The sequence below is a fragment of the Streptomyces gottesmaniae genome, from assembly GCF_031845845.1.
Classification (GTDB): domain Bacteria; phylum Actinomycetota; class Actinomycetes; order Streptomycetales; family Streptomycetaceae; genus Streptomyces; species Streptomyces akebiae.
Genome location: NZ_JAVRFJ010000036.1, coordinates 79775 through 96178, shown reverse-complemented (window position 1 = coordinate 96178; position 16404 = coordinate 79775). Strand labels below are relative to the sequence as shown.

The 16404-nt window shown below is 71.9% G+C and carries 14 protein-coding genes; 5 read left to right on the top strand and 9 right to left on the bottom strand.

Annotated elements, in window-relative coordinates:
• Positions 1 to 2: 2 nt before the first annotated feature.
• The 3 genes from RM704_RS33215 (at position 3) to RM704_RS33205 (ending at position 3099) form a co-directional block, all read left to right on the top strand.
• Positions 3 to 824 carry an RRXRR domain-containing protein gene (locus tag RM704_RS33215; RefSeq protein WP_311591730.1) on the top strand — a complete coding sequence of 274 codons (822 nt, stop codon included), beginning with the start codon at positions 3 to 5 and terminating at the stop codon, positions 822 to 824.
• The gene (locus RM704_RS33210; RefSeq protein WP_311591728.1) at positions 821 to 1639 is read left to right on the top strand and encodes an HNH endonuclease; all 819 of its coding nucleotides are present in this window, start codon (positions 821 to 823) and stop codon (positions 1637 to 1639) included. Before RM704_RS33215 ends, RM704_RS33210 begins: the two co-directional genes overlap by 4 nt.
• Positions 1640 to 2070: 431 nt before the next feature.
• Positions 2071 to 3099 (top strand): isopenicillin N synthase family dioxygenase, encoded by a 1029-nt coding sequence (locus RM704_RS33205; protein ID WP_033525892.1) that lies wholly within the window; start codon positions 2071 to 2073, stop codon positions 3097 to 3099.
• Positions 3100 to 3127: 28 nt separating this feature from the next.
• Here the strand turns inward: RM704_RS33205 and RM704_RS33200 are convergent, their stop codons facing one another.
• The gene (locus RM704_RS33200) at positions 3128 to 4228 is read right to left on the bottom strand and encodes a citrate synthase 2 (protein ID WP_033525893.1); all 1101 of its coding nucleotides are present in this window, start codon (positions 4226 to 4228) and stop codon (positions 3128 to 3130) included.
• A 155-nt stretch (positions 4229 to 4383) separates the two neighbouring features.
• Between RM704_RS33200 and pdxH the strand changes: the two genes are divergently transcribed.
• Positions 4384 to 5013 (top strand): pyridoxamine 5'-phosphate oxidase, encoded by a 630-nt coding sequence (gene pdxH / locus RM704_RS33195; RefSeq protein WP_052145896.1) that lies wholly within the window; start codon positions 4384 to 4386, stop codon positions 5011 to 5013.
• 32 nt (positions 5014 to 5045) lie between these two features.
• Here the strand turns inward: pdxH and RM704_RS33190 are convergent, their stop codons facing one another.
• The 8 genes from RM704_RS33190 to RM704_RS33155 form a co-directional block, all read right to left on the bottom strand.
• Positions 5046 to 5663, bottom strand: a complete 618-nt coding sequence (locus tag RM704_RS33190; RefSeq protein ID WP_033525895.1) for a TetR/AcrR family transcriptional regulator — start codon at positions 5661 to 5663, stop codon at positions 5046 to 5048.
• Entirely contained in the window at positions 5651 to 6397 is a 747-nt protein-coding gene (locus RM704_RS33185) for an enoyl-CoA hydratase family protein (protein ID WP_033525896.1), read from the bottom strand. Before RM704_RS33185 ends, RM704_RS33190 begins: the two co-directional genes overlap by 13 nt.
• Positions 6394 to 7962 (bottom strand): 4-coumarate--CoA ligase family protein, encoded by a 1569-nt coding sequence (locus tag RM704_RS33180; RefSeq protein WP_033525897.1) that lies wholly within the window; start codon positions 7960 to 7962, stop codon positions 6394 to 6396. Before RM704_RS33180 ends, RM704_RS33185 begins: the two co-directional genes overlap by 4 nt.
• A gap of 77 nt (positions 7963 to 8039) precedes the next feature.
• Entirely contained in the window at positions 8040 to 9200 is a 1161-nt protein-coding gene (locus RM704_RS33175; protein WP_033525898.1) for an acyl-CoA dehydrogenase family protein, read from the bottom strand.
• A gap of 81 nt (positions 9201 to 9281) precedes the next feature.
• Positions 9282 to 11129, bottom strand: a complete 1848-nt coding sequence (locus RM704_RS33170) for an acetyl/propionyl/methylcrotonyl-CoA carboxylase subunit alpha (protein ID WP_033525899.1) — start codon at positions 11127 to 11129, stop codon at positions 9282 to 9284.
• 8 nt (positions 11130 to 11137) lie between these two features.
• Entirely contained in the window at positions 11138 to 12736 is a 1599-nt protein-coding gene (locus RM704_RS33165; RefSeq protein WP_033525900.1) for an acyl-CoA carboxylase subunit beta, read from the bottom strand.
• On the bottom strand, positions 12733 to 14433 hold the full coding sequence (locus RM704_RS33160) for an acyclic terpene utilization AtuA family protein (protein WP_033525901.1): 1701 nt from the start codon (positions 14431 to 14433) through the stop codon (positions 12733 to 12735). The genes RM704_RS33165 and RM704_RS33160 overlap by 4 nt, the downstream gene beginning before the upstream one ends.
• Positions 14430 to 15227, bottom strand: coding sequence for a TIGR03084 family metal-binding protein (locus tag RM704_RS33155; protein WP_033525902.1), 798 nt, complete (start codon positions 15225 to 15227; stop codon positions 14430 to 14432). Before RM704_RS33155 ends, RM704_RS33160 begins: the two co-directional genes overlap by 4 nt.
• A 182-nt stretch (positions 15228 to 15409) precedes the next feature.
• Here RM704_RS33155 and RM704_RS33150 point away from each other — a divergent pair, with 182 nt between their 5' ends.
• On the top strand, positions 15410 to 16378 hold the full coding sequence (locus RM704_RS33150) for an EamA family transporter (protein ID WP_438828968.1): 969 nt from the start codon (positions 15410 to 15412) through the stop codon (positions 16376 to 16378).
• Positions 16379 to 16404: the final 26 nt, after the last annotated feature.

The window sequence follows — 16404 nt, the reverse complement described above, 5'->3', positions numbered from 1 at the left end:
CGATGGCTACGTCCCCCGTAGGTGCGAAGACCCACCAGGCTGTGCTTCCTCAGCAGCCTGCTCTGGAATCCGTGGGAGCAGACACCCCTGGGAGCAGGGACGAAACGGCTCACGGACACCCCGCCATCGAGCGGGGCACCGGCGGGACACATGGGCGAGGGGAGACCGGCGGGCCCAGCACCAGGGTCCGCCGGCGTCACGCCAAAGCCACTGCTCCGGCGGTGGCGGAGGCAGCGAACGGGGACGGTGACGTCCCCACAGGCTGTGACACGTACGCGGGCGGTATCGGCGCTGCCAGGGTCTTCGTCCTCTCCAAGGACGGAAAGCCACTCATGCCGTGCCATCCCGCTCGCGCTCGTGAGCTTCTCGGTAGAGGACGGGCCGTGGTCGCCCGGCACGCTCCCTTCGCCATCCGGCTGAAGGACCGCACACTCGCCGAGTCCGAGGTCGACGGCGTCCAGTTGCGCGTCGACCCCGGCTCCAGGGGGACGGGCTTCGCCCTCACCGAGGACAAAGAGGAAATCGACAGCCAGGGACGGAAGGGCGTCGTCAGACGAGGTCTGGTCACCGCCGAGTTGCAGCACCGGGGCCGCCAGATCCAAAGATCCATGCAGCAGCGGGCCGGGTACCGGCACCGGCGACGCTCCGCCAACCGCCGTTACCGACCGCGGCGTTCGCGGAATCGCGCCCGCGCTCAGGGCTGGCTTCCACCATCCTTACGGCATCGCGTCGACACCACCGCCTCCCTGGTGACCCGTATGGCCGCTACGCGCCCGTCTCGGAGATCCACTTGGAGCACGTGGCCTTCGATACCCGTTCCATGAGCACAAGAAGAAGTCTCCGCGGCGCCGAGTACCAGCACGGCCCGCTCGGCGGTACCCATGCCCGCGCCCACCTGCGTACGAAGTGGGGCTGCGCCTGCGCGTACTGCGGCGCCACCGGCGTACCTCTGAATGTCGACCACCTCCGGCCGCGCAGCCGGGGAGGCTCGGACCGGATGTCCAATCTCGTCCTCGCATGCGTCCCGTGCAATCAGGCCAAGGGGAGCCGCCCGGTCACCGTTTTCCTCGCCCACGATCCTGAACGCCTCGCCAAGGTCCTGGAGCAGGTCAGAGCCCCCCTTCAGGATGCTGCGGCCATGAACACCACCCGCTGGGGACTGCTGGCTGCGCTGACGGCGCTCGGGAGGCCTGTCCGCTGTTGGTCCGGCAGCCTGACCCAGCGGAATCGCACTGTCACCGGACTGCCCAAGACGCACAGCCTCGATGCTCTCTGCGTCGGGGCGCTGGATCGTGAGACCTGGAACACGATCGTCCGGGTACCCGGGCAGCTCCTCGTGGTGAAGGCCGTCGGACGCGGATCGTACGCTCGTACGACGCCCGACCGGTTCGGATTTCCACGGCTCCGGAGGGCTCGAAGCAAGCAGCACTTCGGGTTCGTCACCGGTGATCTCGCGCAGGCCACGGTGCCGTCCGGCAAGTGGGCGGGTAGGTGGGTGGGGCACATCGCCGTCCGGGCCCGGGGCCAGCACAGCCTCTCCACACCCGCAGGCCGGATCAACGTCAGCCACCGGAACATTCGGCTGCTGCAACGGGGCGACGGCTACAGCTATGCCAAGCGCGACGGCATCGTCGAGTGATCCCTGCGAAAAAGCGCTTGAACGCCTCCAGCTCGCTTCCTAAAGTGATGGGCACGTGAGAAGGGAGGTGATCGGGTACATGTATGAAACCCGGACGCACGAGGTGGCTGCGGGCTAGCGGCCCTGCACCACACACAGTGCGGTGCCGGACCAGCGCGTGTTGAGCGTGCAGCCGGCCCAATCTCAAGCAGTCACCCGACCCGCAGACTCGCCGGTACGTCCGGCCGGCTTCTCCGCCTTCTGGGCGGAGGGACCCAGAGTCTGCGGGTCGTCTGCGTTTCGTAGGGCGCAGTATGCTTTCACCATGCTTCCGATACTCGTTCGACGCCGGCACGTTGACTTCGTGCGCGTCACGAGCATGTGCTGTCGGCCTTCCGTCTGACCCCGGAGCTCGGTCCCAGCACTTCCCTCCTCCCTCTCGGACGCATGCCATGACGAACTCAGCGACGGAATCGTCGTACCTCCAGCTGCCCATCATCGATCTCTCCGCCGCCGATCGCGGGCCCGCGGCGCGTGCGCTGTTGCACGCGCAGTTGCACAGCGCCGCGCATGACGTGGGGTTCTTCCAGCTCGTCGGGCATGGGGTCGGAGAGGAGGAGATCAGGCGGCTCGACGCCGCCATGCGAGCGTTCTTCGCGCTGCCGGAGGCCGAGCGGCTCGCCCTCGACAACGTCAACTCGCCGCATTTCCGGGGCTACACGCGGACCGGGGACGAGCGGACGGGTGGCAGTCGGGACTGGCGGGATCAGCTGGACATCGGCGCCGAGCGTGCCGCCCGTGTTCCCGGTCCCGGGGAGCCCGCGTACTGGTGGCTCCAGGGCCCCAACCAGTGGCCGGCGTCCCTGCCGGAGCTGCGGGCCGCCGCGCTCGCGTGGATCGACCGGCTCAGTGCCGTGGCGCAGCGGCTGCTGCGGGAGCTGCTGGTCTCCATCGGGGCGCCCGCCGGTTTCTACGATCCGGTCTTCGGGGAGCGGGCCCATCCGCATCTGAAGCTCGTGCGGTATCCCGGCAGTGCGGGGGACGGGGCCGACCAGGGGGTGGGGGCCCACAAGGACTACGGGTTCCTGACCTTGTTGCTGCAGGACCAGGTCGGCGGGCTCCAGGTGGAGCGGGCGGACGGGGTGTTCCATGACGTGCCGCCGATTCCGGGGGCGTTCGTGGTGAACCTCGGGGAGCTGCTGGAGGTGGCGACGAACGGGTATCTGCTCGCCACGAACCACCGGGTCGTGAGCCCGCCCGGGGCCACCGAGCGGTTCTCCGTGCCCTTCTTCTACAACCCGCGGCTCGACGCCCGGGTCGAGCCGCTGGTCTTCCCGTATGCCTCCACCGCGCCCGGGGTGACCGACGATCCGGGGAATCCGCTCTTCGCCGAGTACGGGTTCAACGAACTGAAGGGGAAGCTGCGGGCGCATCCGTTGGTCGCCGAGCGGCATCACGCGGGGCTGCTGAGCCCCGCGTGACAGGGCGGGGGTCCGCCGGTACGACCGGCTACCGGGCGATGTCGGCGTATCCCTCGATCTCCTGCGGGCCGCGCGTGCCCGGTCCCACGTAGCGGGCGGAGGGGCGCACCAGGCGTCCGGTCCGCTTCTGTTCGAGGATGTGCGCCGACCAGCCGGCCGTGCGGGCGCAGGTGAACATGGACGTGAACATATGGGCCGGGACCTCGGCGAAGTCCAGGACGATGGCCGCCCAGAATTCGACGTTCGTGGCGAGGACACGGTCGGGGCGGCGGGCGTGGAGTTCGGCCAGGGCGGCCTTCTCCAGGGCTTCGGCGACCTCGAAGCGGGGGGCGCCGAGGTCGCGGGCGGTGCGGCGCAGGACGCGGGCGCGGGGGTCCTCGGCGCGGTAGACGCGGTGGCCGAAGCCCATGAGGCGTTCGCCCTTGTCGAGGGCCTGCTTGACGTAGGCGTCGGCGTCGCCGGTACGTTCGATCTCCTCGATCATGCCGAGGACGCGGGAGGGGGCGCCGCCGTGGAGGGGGCCCGACATGGCGCCGACGGCGCCGGAGAGGGCGGCGGCGACGTCGGCGCCGGTGGAGGCGATGACCCGTGCGGTGAAGGTGGAGGCGTTCATGCCGTGTTCGGCGGCGCTGGTCCAGTACGCGTCGACGGCCGCGACGTGCTTGGGGTCGGGCTCGCCGCGCCAGCGGATCATGAAGCGTTCGACGACGGACTGGGCCTTGTCGATCTCGCGCTGCGGGACCATGGGCAGGCCCTGGCCGCGGGCGGACTGGGCCACGTAGGAGAGGGCCATGACGGCGGCGCGGGCGAGGTCGGCGCGTGCCTGCTCCTCGTCGATGTCCAGGAGCGGTTTGAGGCCCCAGACCGGGGCCAGCATGGCGAGCGCGGACTGCACGTCGACGCGGATGTCACCGGAGTGGACGGGGATGGGGAACGGCTCGGCGGGCGGGAGGCCGGGGCGGAAGGCGCCGTCGACGAGGAGGCCCCAGACGTTGCCGAAGGAGACGTGGCCGACCAGGTCCTCGATGTCGACGCCCCGGTAGCGGAGGGCACCGCCTTCCTTGTCCGGTTCGGCGATCTCCGTCTCGAACGCGACGACTCCTTCGAGCCCGGGTACGAAGTCGGACATCAGGCGGCTCCTCTTGATGTGTGCGACAGGCGGTTCCAGCACCATACGCCTGAGTGCCAGGTTTGGGGAGAGTCCGCGGCACTCAGTGCCACTTCCTCTCCGGCCTGGCGTTCATACGGCAGGATGACCATGTGAACGATCACGACCCTGCTCTCATGCGCAAGCAGTACCGCGCCGACGGGCTCGACGAGAGCGACCTGGCCGCCGACCCCATGGAGCAGTTCGGGCGGTGGTTCCTCCAGGCCGCGCAGGAGGGGGCGGTGTTCGAGCCGAACGCGATGGTGGTGTCGACGGCCGACGCCGAGGGGCACCCCACTTCTCGTACGGTGCTGATGAAGGCGTACGACGCACAGGGCTTCGTCTTCTACACGAACTACGGCTCCCGCAAGGCCCGTGACCTGGCGGAGAACCCGTACGTCTCGCTGCTCTTCCCCTGGCACGCGCTGGCCCGGCAGGTGATCGTGACGGGTACGGCGCGGCGGACCGGGCGGGACGAGACGGCGGCGTACTTCCGGACCCGGCCGCACGGTTCGCAGTTGGGCGCGTGGGCCAGCGCGCAGTCGTCGGTGATCTCCTCGCGGGCCGAACTGGACGCCGCGTACGAGGAGTTGCACGCGCGCTATCCGGAGGGGGAGCAGGTGCCGGTGCCGCCGAACTGGGGTGGTTTCCGGGTGGTGCCGCAGAGCGTGGAGTTCTGGCAGGGGCGGTGGAACCGGCTGCACGACCGGCTGCGGTACGTGGCGGAGCCGGACGGGTCGTGGCGGGTGGAGCGGCTCAGTCCGTGACGCGGGTGGAGCGGCTCGGGCCGTGACGGGTCTCAGCCCAGTTTCTCGTCGAGCAGGGCCGCCCACTGGGCCACCACCTTGTCGCGGCGGCCGGTGTCGTCGGTGAGGAGGTTGGCGAGGCCGAGGCCGCGGGCCATGTCGAGGAGGCCCTGGACGGTTTCGCGGACGCCGGGGACGGTCTCGTCGGCGCGGAGGAGGTCGACGGCGATGCGGTGGGTCTCGCGGCCGACGCGGGCTTCGAGTTCGGTGACGCGGGAGCGGAGCTGCTCCTCGTTGGAGGCGGCGACCCAGAGGTGGAGGGCGGCGCGGAAGAGGGGGCCGGTGAAGAGGTCGACGACGGCGGCGACGACGGCCCGGCGGTCGGCGGTGCCCTCGGGGAAGAGGGCGCGCAGGGCGAGGGAGCGCTCCTCGGCGACGTACTCGACGGCGGCGGTGAACAGGTCCTCGCGGGTGCGGAAGTGGTGTTGTGCGGCGCCCCGGGAGACGCCGGCGCGTTCGGCGACGACGGAGACGGTGGAGCCGGCCCAGCCGTGTTCGGCGAGGCAGGCGACGGCGGCTTCCAGGAGGCGCTGACGGGTGACGCGGCTGCGGTCCTGCTTGGGGCCGCGCTCCACGACCGGACCTGTTTCCGTCATGCTCACAACACCCATCCCGGGTCCCGTCCTTCTAGGAACGCCGTCACGCCCTCGCGGGCGTCGGCGGAGGCGAACAGCCGGGTCGAGAGGCTGGTCAATTCACTCGCGTCCCGGTCGAAGTTCTCCAGCACCTTAGCCGTGAGCAGGCGTTTCGTCTCCGTCAGGGCCCTCGGTGAAGCGCGGCGCAGGCCGTCGAGGACGGGTTCGAGCAGGTCGTCGACATCGGCGCCGGCCATGGTGAGCACCCCGATGCGGGCGGCTTCGGCGGAGCCGAACCTCTCGCCGGTGAGGGAGTAGCGGGCGAGGGCGCGGGGATCGGTGGGCGGGCGGAGGGTGAGGGAGATGACGGCGGGCGCGACGCCGATGCGGACCTCGGTGAGGGCGAACCCGGCGTCCGGGCCGCCGGCGGCGATGTCGCAGGCGCCGAGCAGGCCGAGACCGCCCGCGCGGACCTGGCCGGTGACTCGGGCGACGACCGGTCTGGGCAGGTCGAGGATGTGGCGGAGCAGCGCGACCATGGCTTTCGGGTCGGGCGGGTCGCGCAGGTCGGCGCCCGCGCAGAACGTGTTCCCGGTGTGGGTGAGGACGACGGCGCGTACGTCGTCGTCCTCGCCGCACCGGGTGAGCGCGTCCGACAGGTCCCGCACCAGCGTCGCGGAGAGCGCGTTGCGGTTGGCCGGGGAGTCGAGCGTGAGGGTGGTGATGCCCCGGTGGTGGGCGCGGTGCACGGACGGTGCGGTGTCGGTCATAGGCGTTCCCTGAGTTCGCGGCGGAGGATCTTCCCGGAGGCCGCGCGGGGCACGTCGGCGATGAAGGTGACGTGGCGGACGCGTTTGTAGGGGGCGACGCGTTCGGCGACGTACATCATCACCTCGCCCTCGGAGAGGTCGTGCGCGGTGGGCCGGCGGACGACGAAGGCGTGCGGGACCTCGTTGCCGTCGTCGTCGTAGTGGCCGATGACGGCGGCGTCGGCGATGCCCGGGTGGGTGACGAGGAGGGCTTCGAGTTCGGCGGGGGCGACCTGGAAGCCCTTGTACTTGATGAGTTCCTTGACGCGGTCGACGACGTACAGCCAGCCGTCGGCGTCGACGTGGCCGATGTCGCCGGTGGCGAGCCAGCCGTCGGCGTCGATCATCTCGGCGGTGGCCTGGGGGCGGCCCAGGTAGCCCTTCATGACCTGGGGGCCGCGGATGACGATCTCGCCGGGTTCGCCGACGCCGAGCTCCTTGCCGGGGTCGTCGAGGGAGACGATCCGCATCTCGGTGCCGGCGATGAGTTTGCCGACGGTGCCGGGGGGCGCGGCGGCGGCCTGGGTGAGGGGGACCAGGTGGGAGCAGGGGGAGAGTTCGGTCATGCCGTAGCCCTGGACGACGGGCGGCAGGGAGAGGCGGGCGGAGCAGGCGGCGGCGAGCCGCGCGTCCAGGGGTGCGGCGGCGGAGAGGACGTGCCGGACCGTGGAGAGGTCGTAGCGTTCGGCGGCCGGGTGCTTGGCGAGGGCGAGGACGATCGGCGGGGCCACGTAGAGGTGGGTGATGCGGTGTTCGGCGATCGCCGCGAGGTAGCTCTCCAGGTCGAAGCGGGGCAGGACGACGACCGTGGCGCCGAGCCGCAGCGGGGCGTTCATCAGGGCGGTGAGCCCGTAGATGTGGAAGAACGGGAGCACGGCGAGGACGCGGTCGCCGGGGCCGGCCGGCATGACCGGTTCGAGCTGGGCGAGGTTGGTGGCGATGGACCGGTGGGTGAGCATGACGCCCTTGGGGACGCCGGTCGTGCCGGAGGAGTACGGCAGGGCCGCGAGGTCCGTCACCGGGTCGATGCCGACGGCCGGTTCGGGTGCGGCGGAGGCGAGCATGTCGATCAACGAGCGGTGGCCGGGGGCGCTGTCGCAGACGAAGATCTCCCGTATGCCGCCGACACGTTCGGCGGCGGCGCGGGCGGTCTCCAGGAGCGGTGAGACCGTGACGATCCAGCTCGCCCCGGAGTCCTGGAGCTGTTTGGCCAGCTCGCCGGGGGTGGCCAGCGGGTGCACGGTGGTGACGGTGGCGCCCGCGCGGGTGGCCGCGTAGAACGCCGTCGGGTAGGCGATCGTGTTGGGGCTGTGCAGGGCGAGGACGTCGCCCTTGCGGACGCCCGCCTCGGCGAACGCGGCCGCGAGGCGCCGGTGGAAGCGGTCCAGCTGTTCGTAGGTGAGGGTCGTGCCGTCGATGCCGTCGATCAGCGCGGGCAGGTCGCCGAACTCGGCGGCGCGGCCCAGGACGGCGTCGTGGATGGGGAGTTCGAGGGGTGGGACGTCTGCGTACTCGCTGCGGAACATGGTTCCTCCTCGTGCGCTCCGACTCCTGCGGCCGCGCTCAGGCTCCCGCTTGCCGCCCTCCGGCGACGCGTGGCGGCTCAGTACGACTTCGGCAGGCCCAGGGTCTGGTGGGAGACGTAGTTGAGAATCATCTCCCGGCTCACCGGCGCGATACGAGACACGCGCGCGGCCGTTATCAGCGAGGCCAGGCCGAACTCGGCCGTGAGGCCGTTGCCGCCGAGGGTGTGCACGGCCTGGTCGACGGCCCGCACGCACGCCTCGCCCGCCGCGTACTTGGCCATGTTGGCCGCCTCGCCGGCCGCCGCGTCGTCACCGGCGTCGTAGAGGTGGGCCGCCTTCTGCATCATCAGACGGGCCAGTTCGAGTTCGATGTGGGACTGGGCGAGGGGGTGGGCGATCGCCTGGTGGGCGCCGATGGGCTGCCCCCACACGGAGCGGTCGCGGGCGTACTCGACGGCTTTGCCGAGGGCGTACCTGGCCATGCCGATGGCGAAGGCGGCCGTCATGATCCGCTCGGGGTTGAGGCCGGCGAACAGCTGGAGGAGACCGGCGTTCTCGTCGCCGACCAGGGCGTCGGCGGGGAGCCGGATGTCGTCGAAGGTCAGCTCGAACTGCTTCTCGGCGGCCCGGAGTTCCATGTCGATCGGGCGGTAGTCGAAGCCGGGGGTGTCCGTGGGGACGATGAAGAGGCAGGGCTTGAGGGTGCCGGTGCGGGCGTCCTCGGTGCGGCCGACGATCAGGACGGCGTCCGCCCTGTCGACGCCGGAGATGAAGACCTTGCGGCCGGTCAGGAGCCAGTCGGCGCCGTCGCGGCGGGCCGTGGTGGTGATGCGGTGGCTGTTGGAGCCGGCGTCGGGTTCGGTGATGCCGAAGGCCATGAGGCGGGTGCCGTTCGCCAGCGCGGGGAGCCAGGTCCGCCGCTGGGCCTCGGTGCCGAAGCGGGCGATGACGGTGCCGCAGATGGCGGGCGACACGATCATCATGAGCAGGGGGCAGCCTGCGGCGCCCAACTCTTCGAGCACGATGGAGAGTTCCGCTATGCCGCCGCCTCCGCCCTCGTACTCCTCGGGCAGGTTGACGCCCAGGTAGCCGAGTTTCGCGGCTTCGGACCAGAGTTCGTCGGGGTGGCGGCCCTCTTTGTTGATCGTGGTGATGTAGTCGCGGCCGTAGCGTTTTCCGAGGGCGGAGACTGCGGCTCGTAGGGCTTTGTGTTCTTCGGATTCCAGGACGGGGGGCATTGGGGGCTCCTGAGGGGGAGGCGGTTCGGATGTCTGGAGACCGCGGGTGGGTCGTGGCTGGTCGCGCAGTTCCCCGCGCCCCTAAGTCGGCTGCACCACCGCGAGCAACACGCCGGGCTCCACCTGTTGACCAGGTACTACGTGCAGGGCCGTCAGGGTTCCCGTCGTCGGGGCCGTGATCTTGTGTTCCATCTTCATCGCCTCCAGCCACAGGAGGGGTTGGCCCGCCTGTACGGACGTGCCCTGTTTCAGGCCCTCCGCCACGCGGACGACCGTGCCCGGCATGGGGGCCAGGAGGGAGCCGGGGGCCTGTGAGGCGGTGGGGTCGGGGAAGCGGGGGAGGGCGGTGAGCGTCGTGGCGTTGACGTGGACGCGGTCGCCGTGCCGTGTCACCTCGAACTTGCGCCGGACGCCGTCCACTTCGAGGACGACCAGACGGGCGTCGGCGTGGACGACACGGACCCCGTCCGCCTCCATGCCGTTCCTGGTGTGCCGGTAGCGGACCTCGTGCTCCTCCCCCGCCGTCGCGTACCGCTTGACCTGGGGCTGGGAGGGCACGTTGCGCCAGCCGCCGAAGCGGGAGCGGGGGCCGTCGTGGGCGTCGGCCAGGGCGGCGGCCAGCGGGGCGCAGGGGTCGGGGGCCGGGGCGGTGAGGTCGGTCAGGTGGCGGTCGTAGAAGCCGGTGTCCATACGGGCCGAGGTGAACTCCGGGTGGCGCAGGGAGTTCACCAGCAGGGCGCGGTTCGTGGTCGGGCCGTGGAGTGTGGCCCGTTCCAGGGCGCCCGCCAGTCTGCGGATCGCCTCCGCCCGGGTGGGGGCGTGGGCGATCAGCTTGGCGAGCATGGGGTCGTAGTGGACGCCGATCGTGTCGCCGTCCTCGTAGCCGGTGTCCAGGCGGACGCCCTCGGGGACGGCCAGCCGGTGCAGGGTGCCGGTCTGCGGGGCCCACTCGCGGGCCGGATCCTCGGCGTACAGGCGGGCCTCGATCGCGTGGCCCCGCGCGCTCGGGGGTTCGGCGGGCAGGGCGTGGCCCTCGGCGACGCGGATCTGTTCGGCGACCAGGTCGAGGCCGAAGACGGCTTCGGTCACCGGGTGTTCGACCTGGAGGCGGGTGTTCATCTCCAGGAAGTGGGCCCGGCCCGCGGAGACCAGGAACTCGACGGTGCCCGCGCCGACGTAGGCGACGGCTCGGGCGGCGCGTACGGCCAGGGTGTGGAGTTCCTCGGTGAGTTCGTCGGACAGGGCGGGGGCCGGGGCCTCCTCGACGACCTTCTGGTGGCGGCGTTGGAGGGAGCAGTCGCGGGTACCCAGCGGCCAGACGGTGCCGTGGGTGTCGGCGAGGATCTGGACCTCGACGTGGCGGCCGTTCTCCAGGTACGGCTCGACGAAGACCTCGCCGTCGCCGAAGGCGCTCGCGGCCTCGGCGCGGGCGCTCTCCAGGGCGCCGTCCAGGTCGTCGAGGCGGCGTACGACGCGCATGCCGCGTCCGCCGCCGCCCGCCGCCGCCTTCACCAGGACCGGCAGGTCGTCCTCGGTGACCTCGCCCAGGGGTGCCAGGCCCATGAGCTCCTTGGCACGGGTCTTGGAGGCCATGGCCTCGATCGCCTCGGGGGGCGGGCCGATCCAGACGAGGCCCGCGTCCTGGACGGCTCGGGCGAAGTCCGGGTTCTCGGACAGGAAGCCGTAGCCGGGGTGGACGGCGTCGGCGCCGGCGGCGAGGGCCGCCTTCACGATGAGGTCGCCGCGCAGATAGGTGTCCGCGGGGGCCGCGCCCGGCAGCCGTACCGCCGCGTCGGCCACGCGCGCGTGGCGGGCGTCGTCGTCGGCGTCGGAGTGCACGGCGACCGTGCGGATGCCCAGCTCGGCGCAGGTGCGGAAGATCCGGCAGGCTATCTCGCCCCGGTTGGCCACGAGCACAGAGGTGATCACTGGTTCCCTCACATCCGGAAGACGCCGAAGCCACCGCGTGCGCCCTCGTAGGGCGCCGTGTGGATCGCGGACAGGCACAGGCCGAGGACGGTACGGGTGTCGCGGGGGTCGATGACCCCGTCGTCGTACAGCCGGCCGGACAGGAACATCGGGAGCGACTCGGATTCGATCTGCTGCTCCACCATCGCGCGCAGGGCGGCGTCGGCGTCCTCGTCGTACGGCTGCCCCTTGGCCGTCGCGGACTGCCGGGCCACGATCGACAGGACGCCCGCGAGCTGCTGGGGGCCCATCACGGCCGACTTGGCGCCGGGCCAGGCGAAGAGGAAGCGCGGGTCGAAGGCGCGGCCGCACATGCCGTAGTGGCCGGCGCCGTACGAGGCGCCCATGAGGACGGACAGGTGGGGCACCCGGCTGTTGCTCACGGCGTTGATCATCATCGCGCCGTGCTTGATGATGCCGCCCTGCTCGTACTCCTTGCCGACCATGTACCCGGTGGTGTTGTGCAGGAAGAGGAGCGGGATGTCGCGCTGGTTGGCGAGCTGGATGAACTGGGCCGCCTTCTGCGACTCCTCGCTGAACAGGACGCCCCGCGCGTTGGCGAGGATGCCGACCGGGTAGCCGTGGAGGGCGGCCCAGCCGGTGGTGAGACTGGTGCCGTAGAGGGGCTTGAACTCGTCGAAGTCGGAGGCGTCGACGATCCGGGCGATGACCTCGCGGGGGTCGAAGGGCACCTTCAGATCGCCGGGGACGATGCCGAGGAGTTCCTCCGGGTCGTACTTCGGTGGCGCGGCGGGGGCCGGATCGGCGTAGGCCTTGCGGTGGTTGAGGCGGGCGACGACCCGGCGGGCCTGGCGCAGGGCGTCCGGCTCGTCGACGGCGAAGTGGTCCGCGAGGCCCGACACGCGCGCGTGCATCTCGGCGCCGCCCAGCGACTCGTCGTCGCTCTCCTCGCCGGTGGCCATCTTCACCAGCGGCGGCCCGCCCAGGAACACCTTCGCCCGTTCCTTCACCATGATCACGTGGTCGGACATCCCGGGGACGTAGGCCCCGCCGGCGGTGGAGTTGCCGAAGACGACGGCGATGGTGGGGATTCCGGCGGCGGAGAGCCGTGTGAGGTCGCGGAAGATCGCGCCGCCGGGGATGAAGATCTCCTTCTGGGAGGGGAGATCGGCTCCGCCGGACTCCACCAGGCTGATGCAGGGCAGCCGGTTGGCGAGGGCGATGTCGTTGGCCCGGAGGGCCTTCTTCAGGCTCCACGGGTTGCTCGCGCCGCCGCGCACGGTCGGGTCGTTGGCGGTGATCAGGCACTCCACGCCCTCGACGACCCCGATGCCGGTGACGAGCGAGGCGCCGACCGTGTACTCGCTGCCCCAGGCGGCGAGCGGCGACAGTTCGAGGAAGGGCGTGTCGGGGTCCAGCAGCAGTTCGATGCGCTCACGGGCGAGGAGCTTGCCGCGCCCCCGGTGCCGGGCGACGTACTTCTCGCCGCCGCCGGCGAGGGCCTTCGCGTGCTCGGCGTCGAGGTCGGCGAGCCGGGCGAGCATGGCCTCGCGGTTCGCGGTGTGGTCGGGGGCGCCCGGGTCGAGGGCTGAGCTGAGGACGGTCACAGGAGGATCTCCGGTATGTCCAGGTGGCGGGAGCGCAGCCATTCGCCGAGGGCCTTGGCCTGGGGGTCGAAACGGGCTTGCGCGGCGACGCCCTCGCCGAGGATGCCGACGATCTCGAAGTTGAGGGCGCGGAGGTTGGGCAGCGCGTGCCGGGTGACCGGCAGACCGGCCGTCTCCGGCAGGAGGGCGCGGAGCCGGTCGGTGGTGAGGGTGTGGGCCAGCCACCGCCACGCGTCGTCCGTACGGGCCCACAGGCCGACGTTGGCGTTGCCGCCCTTGTCGCCGCTGCGGGCGCCGACGACGAGGCCGAGGGGCGCGCGGCGGGTGGGCAGCCCTGGTGGCAGGGGCTCCGGCAGGGGTGGCTCGTCGACGGGCCGCAGGACGAGGGTCTCGCCGGCCGGGGGCACGGGGAGCCGGCGGCCGTCGTGGAGGACGGCGAGGTGCTCCACGGTGTCCTGGCCGACGTGGGCCGTCTCGAACACCCCGTAGGGGGCGCCCTTTCCGGGTGGGGCCAGGACGTGGAAGCCGGGGTAGCTCGCGAGGGCCAGCTCCACGGCGGCTCCGCCGAGGGCCCGGCCGACGGCGCTCTGGTCCGGATCGCGGACGACGAGGCGGAGGAGGGCGCTGGCGGTCTCCTCGGTGCGGGCGTCGGGGTGGTCGGTGCGGGCCAGTTCCCAGTCCATCCGCGCCGGAGGGGACTTGGCGGCGGCGAGCGCGGTCTCCAGCTGATCGCGGACGAGAGCGGCCTTGCGTTCGATCTCCAGGCCCGTCAGTACGAAGGTGACCTCGTTGCGGAAGCCGCCGAGCCGGTTGAGGCCGACCTTGAGGGTCGGGGGCGGGGCCTCTCCGCGTACGCCCTCGACACGGACGCGGTCGGGGCCGTCCTGGGTGAGCGTGATCGTGTCGAGGCGGGCGGTGACGTCGGGGCCCGCGTACCGGGCGCCGCCCGTCTCGTAGAGGAGCTGCGCGGTGACCGTGCCGACGTCGACGAGGCCGCCGGTGCCGGGGTGCTTGGTGATCACGGCCGTGCCGTCGGCGTGGAGTTCGGCGAGCGGGAAGCCGGGGTGGCGCAGCGCGGCCTGGGTGGACTCGTGGAAGAAGGCGTAGTTGCCGCCGGTCGCCTGCGCCCCGCACTCCAGTACGTGCCCGGCGACGACGGCGCCCGCGAGGCGGTCGTACTCCCCGGGCCCCCATCCGAAGTGGGCGGCGGCGGGCCCGGTCACCAGGGCCGCGTCCGTCACCCGGCCGGTGACCACGATGTCGGCGCCCTCCCGCAGACAGGCCGCGATGCCGAAGCCGCCGAGGTAGGCGTGAGCGGCGAGGGTGCCGGGGTGGCGTGGGGTCAGGTCGTCGCCCTCGACGTGCGCGACCCGGGCGGGGATGCCGAGCCGTCCCGCCAACTCGCGTACGGCGTCGGCGAGTCCGGCGGGGTTGAGGCCGCCGGCGTTGGCGACGATCCGCACGCCGCGCTCGTGCGCGAGCCCCAGGCACTCCTCCAACTGGCGCAGGAACGTGCGGGCGTACCCTCCGGCGGGGTCCTTCAGGCGGTCGCGGCCGAGGATGAGCATGGTCAGCTCGGCCAGGTAGTCGCCGGTGAGGACGTCGAGTTCGCCGCCGGTGAGCATCTCGCGCATGGCGTCGAAGCGGTCGCCGTAGAAGCCGGAGGCGTTGCCTATGCGGAGGGCGTCCGCCGTCACGGGGTGGCTCCCTTCGCGGTGCGCCCGGTGCCCGGCGGGCCCGCGAAGGCCTGGGCGATGTCCAGCCAGCGGTCGGCGTCGGAGCCTTCGGTGTGCAGGGCGAGATCGGCGCGGTGGGCGCGCTGGGTGACCAGGAGACAGAAGTCGAGGGCGGGGCCGGTGACGCGGTCGGTCGCGTCCTGAGGGCCGTACGTCCACATCTCCCCGGCGGGGCTGGTGAGTTCGACGCGGAACTCCTCGAAGGGCGGGGTCAGCCCGTGCACCCCGAAGGCGAAGTCGCGGGTGCGGATGCCGAGTCGGGTGATGTGCCGGAGGCGGTCGCCGGGGGCGGTCCGGGGGACGCCCAGCGCGTCGGCGATGTCCAGACCGTGGGCCCAGGTCTCCATGAGGCGGGCGGTCGCCATGGAGGCGGTGGACATGGGCGGGCCGTACCAGGGGAACCGCGCGCCCTCGGGTGCCGCGCGCAGGGCGGCCTCCAGGGCCTCGCGACCGGCCCGCCAGTCCGCGAGCAGTTCCGCGGGCGGCTTCCCTGCCCCGTCCTCGGCGCCCCTGTCCACGAAGTCCCCGGGCGCGGTCAGCGCGCTCTCGACCTCACGGGCGAAGGCGGCCTGGTCGGTCACCGCCAGCACGGACGAGTGGTCCGTCCAGGCGAGGTGCGCGATCTGGTGGGCGACGGTCCAGCCGGGCGCGGGCGTCGCGAGCGCCCACTCCTCCGGGCTCAACTCGGCTACCAGCAGGTCGAGTTCGTCGCTCTCGGCACGGAGATCGTCGATCACGGGCGTGGGGTCGGCCATGGGGGGAGCATGGCAGCGGACACGGAAACAAGCAAGCGTGATTGTATTTTTGGCGGGCACCCGAGTAAGCGGCAAAATGAGTTACGGGCCTGACTTAGTCCATTGCTTTGCACTATCTAGTCCTCCATACTGAACGAAGTCCCGTCGCCTCGCTCGCCTCTCCGCTCCTCTGGACGGTCTCCGTGACACTCCCCCGCGCTGAACAGTCCGCGCCCGCCGCCCCGGCCACGCCTCCGGCCGACCTCGTCCCCGGCGGCCCCCGCGCGCGCGGCCTGGGCTCCCTCGGGCCCGTGGGGCTCGTGCTGGCCGGTGGCATATCGGTGCAGTTCGGCGGGGCGCTGGCGGTGACGCTGATGCCGCGCGCCGGGGCGCTCGGGGTGGTGACGCTGCGGCTGGCGGTGGCCGCGCTGGTGATGCTCGTGATCTGCCGGCCCCGGTGGCGTGGGCACTCGCGTACCGACTGGGGGACGGTGATCGTCTTCGGCGTCACCATGGCCGCGATGAACGGCCTCTTCTACCAGGCGGTCGCCCGTATCCCCCTCGGCCTCGCCGTCACCCTGGAGGTGCTCGGCCCGCTGGCGCTCTCCGTCCTCGCGTCCCGGCGGGCGGTCAACGTGGTGTGGGCCGGGCTGGCGCTCTGCGGCGTCTTCCTGCTCGGGAAGGGCGGAGGAGTCGGCGGGCTCGACCCGCTGGGCATCGCCTTCGCCCTCGCCGCCGGGCTGGCGTGGGCCCTGTACATCGTCTTCAGCGCGCGTACGGGGCGGCGGTTCCCGCAGGCCGACGGGCTGGCGTTGGCCATGGCCGTCGCGGCGGTGCTGTTCCTGCCGCTGGGGATCGTCGAATCGGGGGGCCGACTCGTCGATCCGACGACACTCGCCCTGGGCGCCGCCGTCGCCGTGCTCTCCTCCGTCCTCCCCTACACCCTCGAACTCCTCGCCCTGCGCCGCCTGCCCGCCTCCACCTTCGCGATCCTCATGAGCCTGGAGCCCGCGATCGCCGCCACCGCCGGTTTCGTCATCCTCGACCAGGCCCTGACCACCGTCGAGGCCCTCGCGATCGCCCTGGTCATCGGGGCGAGCATGGGGGCGGTGCGGACACAGGTGGGACGGGGGAAGGCAGGGAGTTCGGGAAGTGCGCGGGGTGCGGGGTGAGCTCAAGGTCGATGAGTCCGCACCGT

Bases quoted from the DNA above. Each gene is read 5' to 3' on its own strand.
- RM704_RS33215 (WP_311591730.1), top strand. From the start codon at position 3: ATGGCTACGTCCCCCGTAGGTGCGAAGACCCACCAGGCTGTGCTTCCT.
- RM704_RS33210 (WP_311591728.1), top strand. From the start codon at position 821: ATGAGCACAAGAAGAAGTCTCCGCGGCGCCGAGTACCAGCACGGCCCG.
- RM704_RS33205 (WP_033525892.1), top strand. From the start codon at position 2,071: ATGACGAACTCAGCGACGGAATCGTCGTACCTCCAGCTGCCCATCATC.
- RM704_RS33200 (WP_033525893.1), bottom strand. From the start codon at position 4,228: ATGTCCGACTTCGTACCCGGGCTCGAAGGAGTCGTCGCGTTCGAGACG.
- pdxH (WP_052145896.1), top strand. From the start codon at position 4,384: ATGCGCAAGCAGTACCGCGCCGACGGGCTCGACGAGAGCGACCTGGCC.
- RM704_RS33190 (WP_033525895.1), bottom strand. From the start codon at position 5,663: ATGGGTGTTGTGAGCATGACGGAAACAGGTCCGGTCGTGGAGCGCGGC.
- RM704_RS33185 (WP_033525896.1), bottom strand. From the start codon at position 6,397: ATGACCGACACCGCACCGTCCGTGCACCGCGCCCACCACCGGGGCATC.
- RM704_RS33180 (WP_033525897.1), bottom strand. From the start codon at position 7,962: ATGTTCCGCAGCGAGTACGCAGACGTCCCACCCCTCGAACTCCCCATC.
- RM704_RS33175 (WP_033525898.1), bottom strand. From the start codon at position 9,200: ATGCCCCCCGTCCTGGAATCCGAAGAACACAAAGCCCTACGAGCCGCA.
- RM704_RS33155 (WP_033525902.1), bottom strand. From the start codon at position 15,227: ATGGCCGACCCCACGCCCGTGATCGACGATCTCCGTGCCGAGAGCGAC.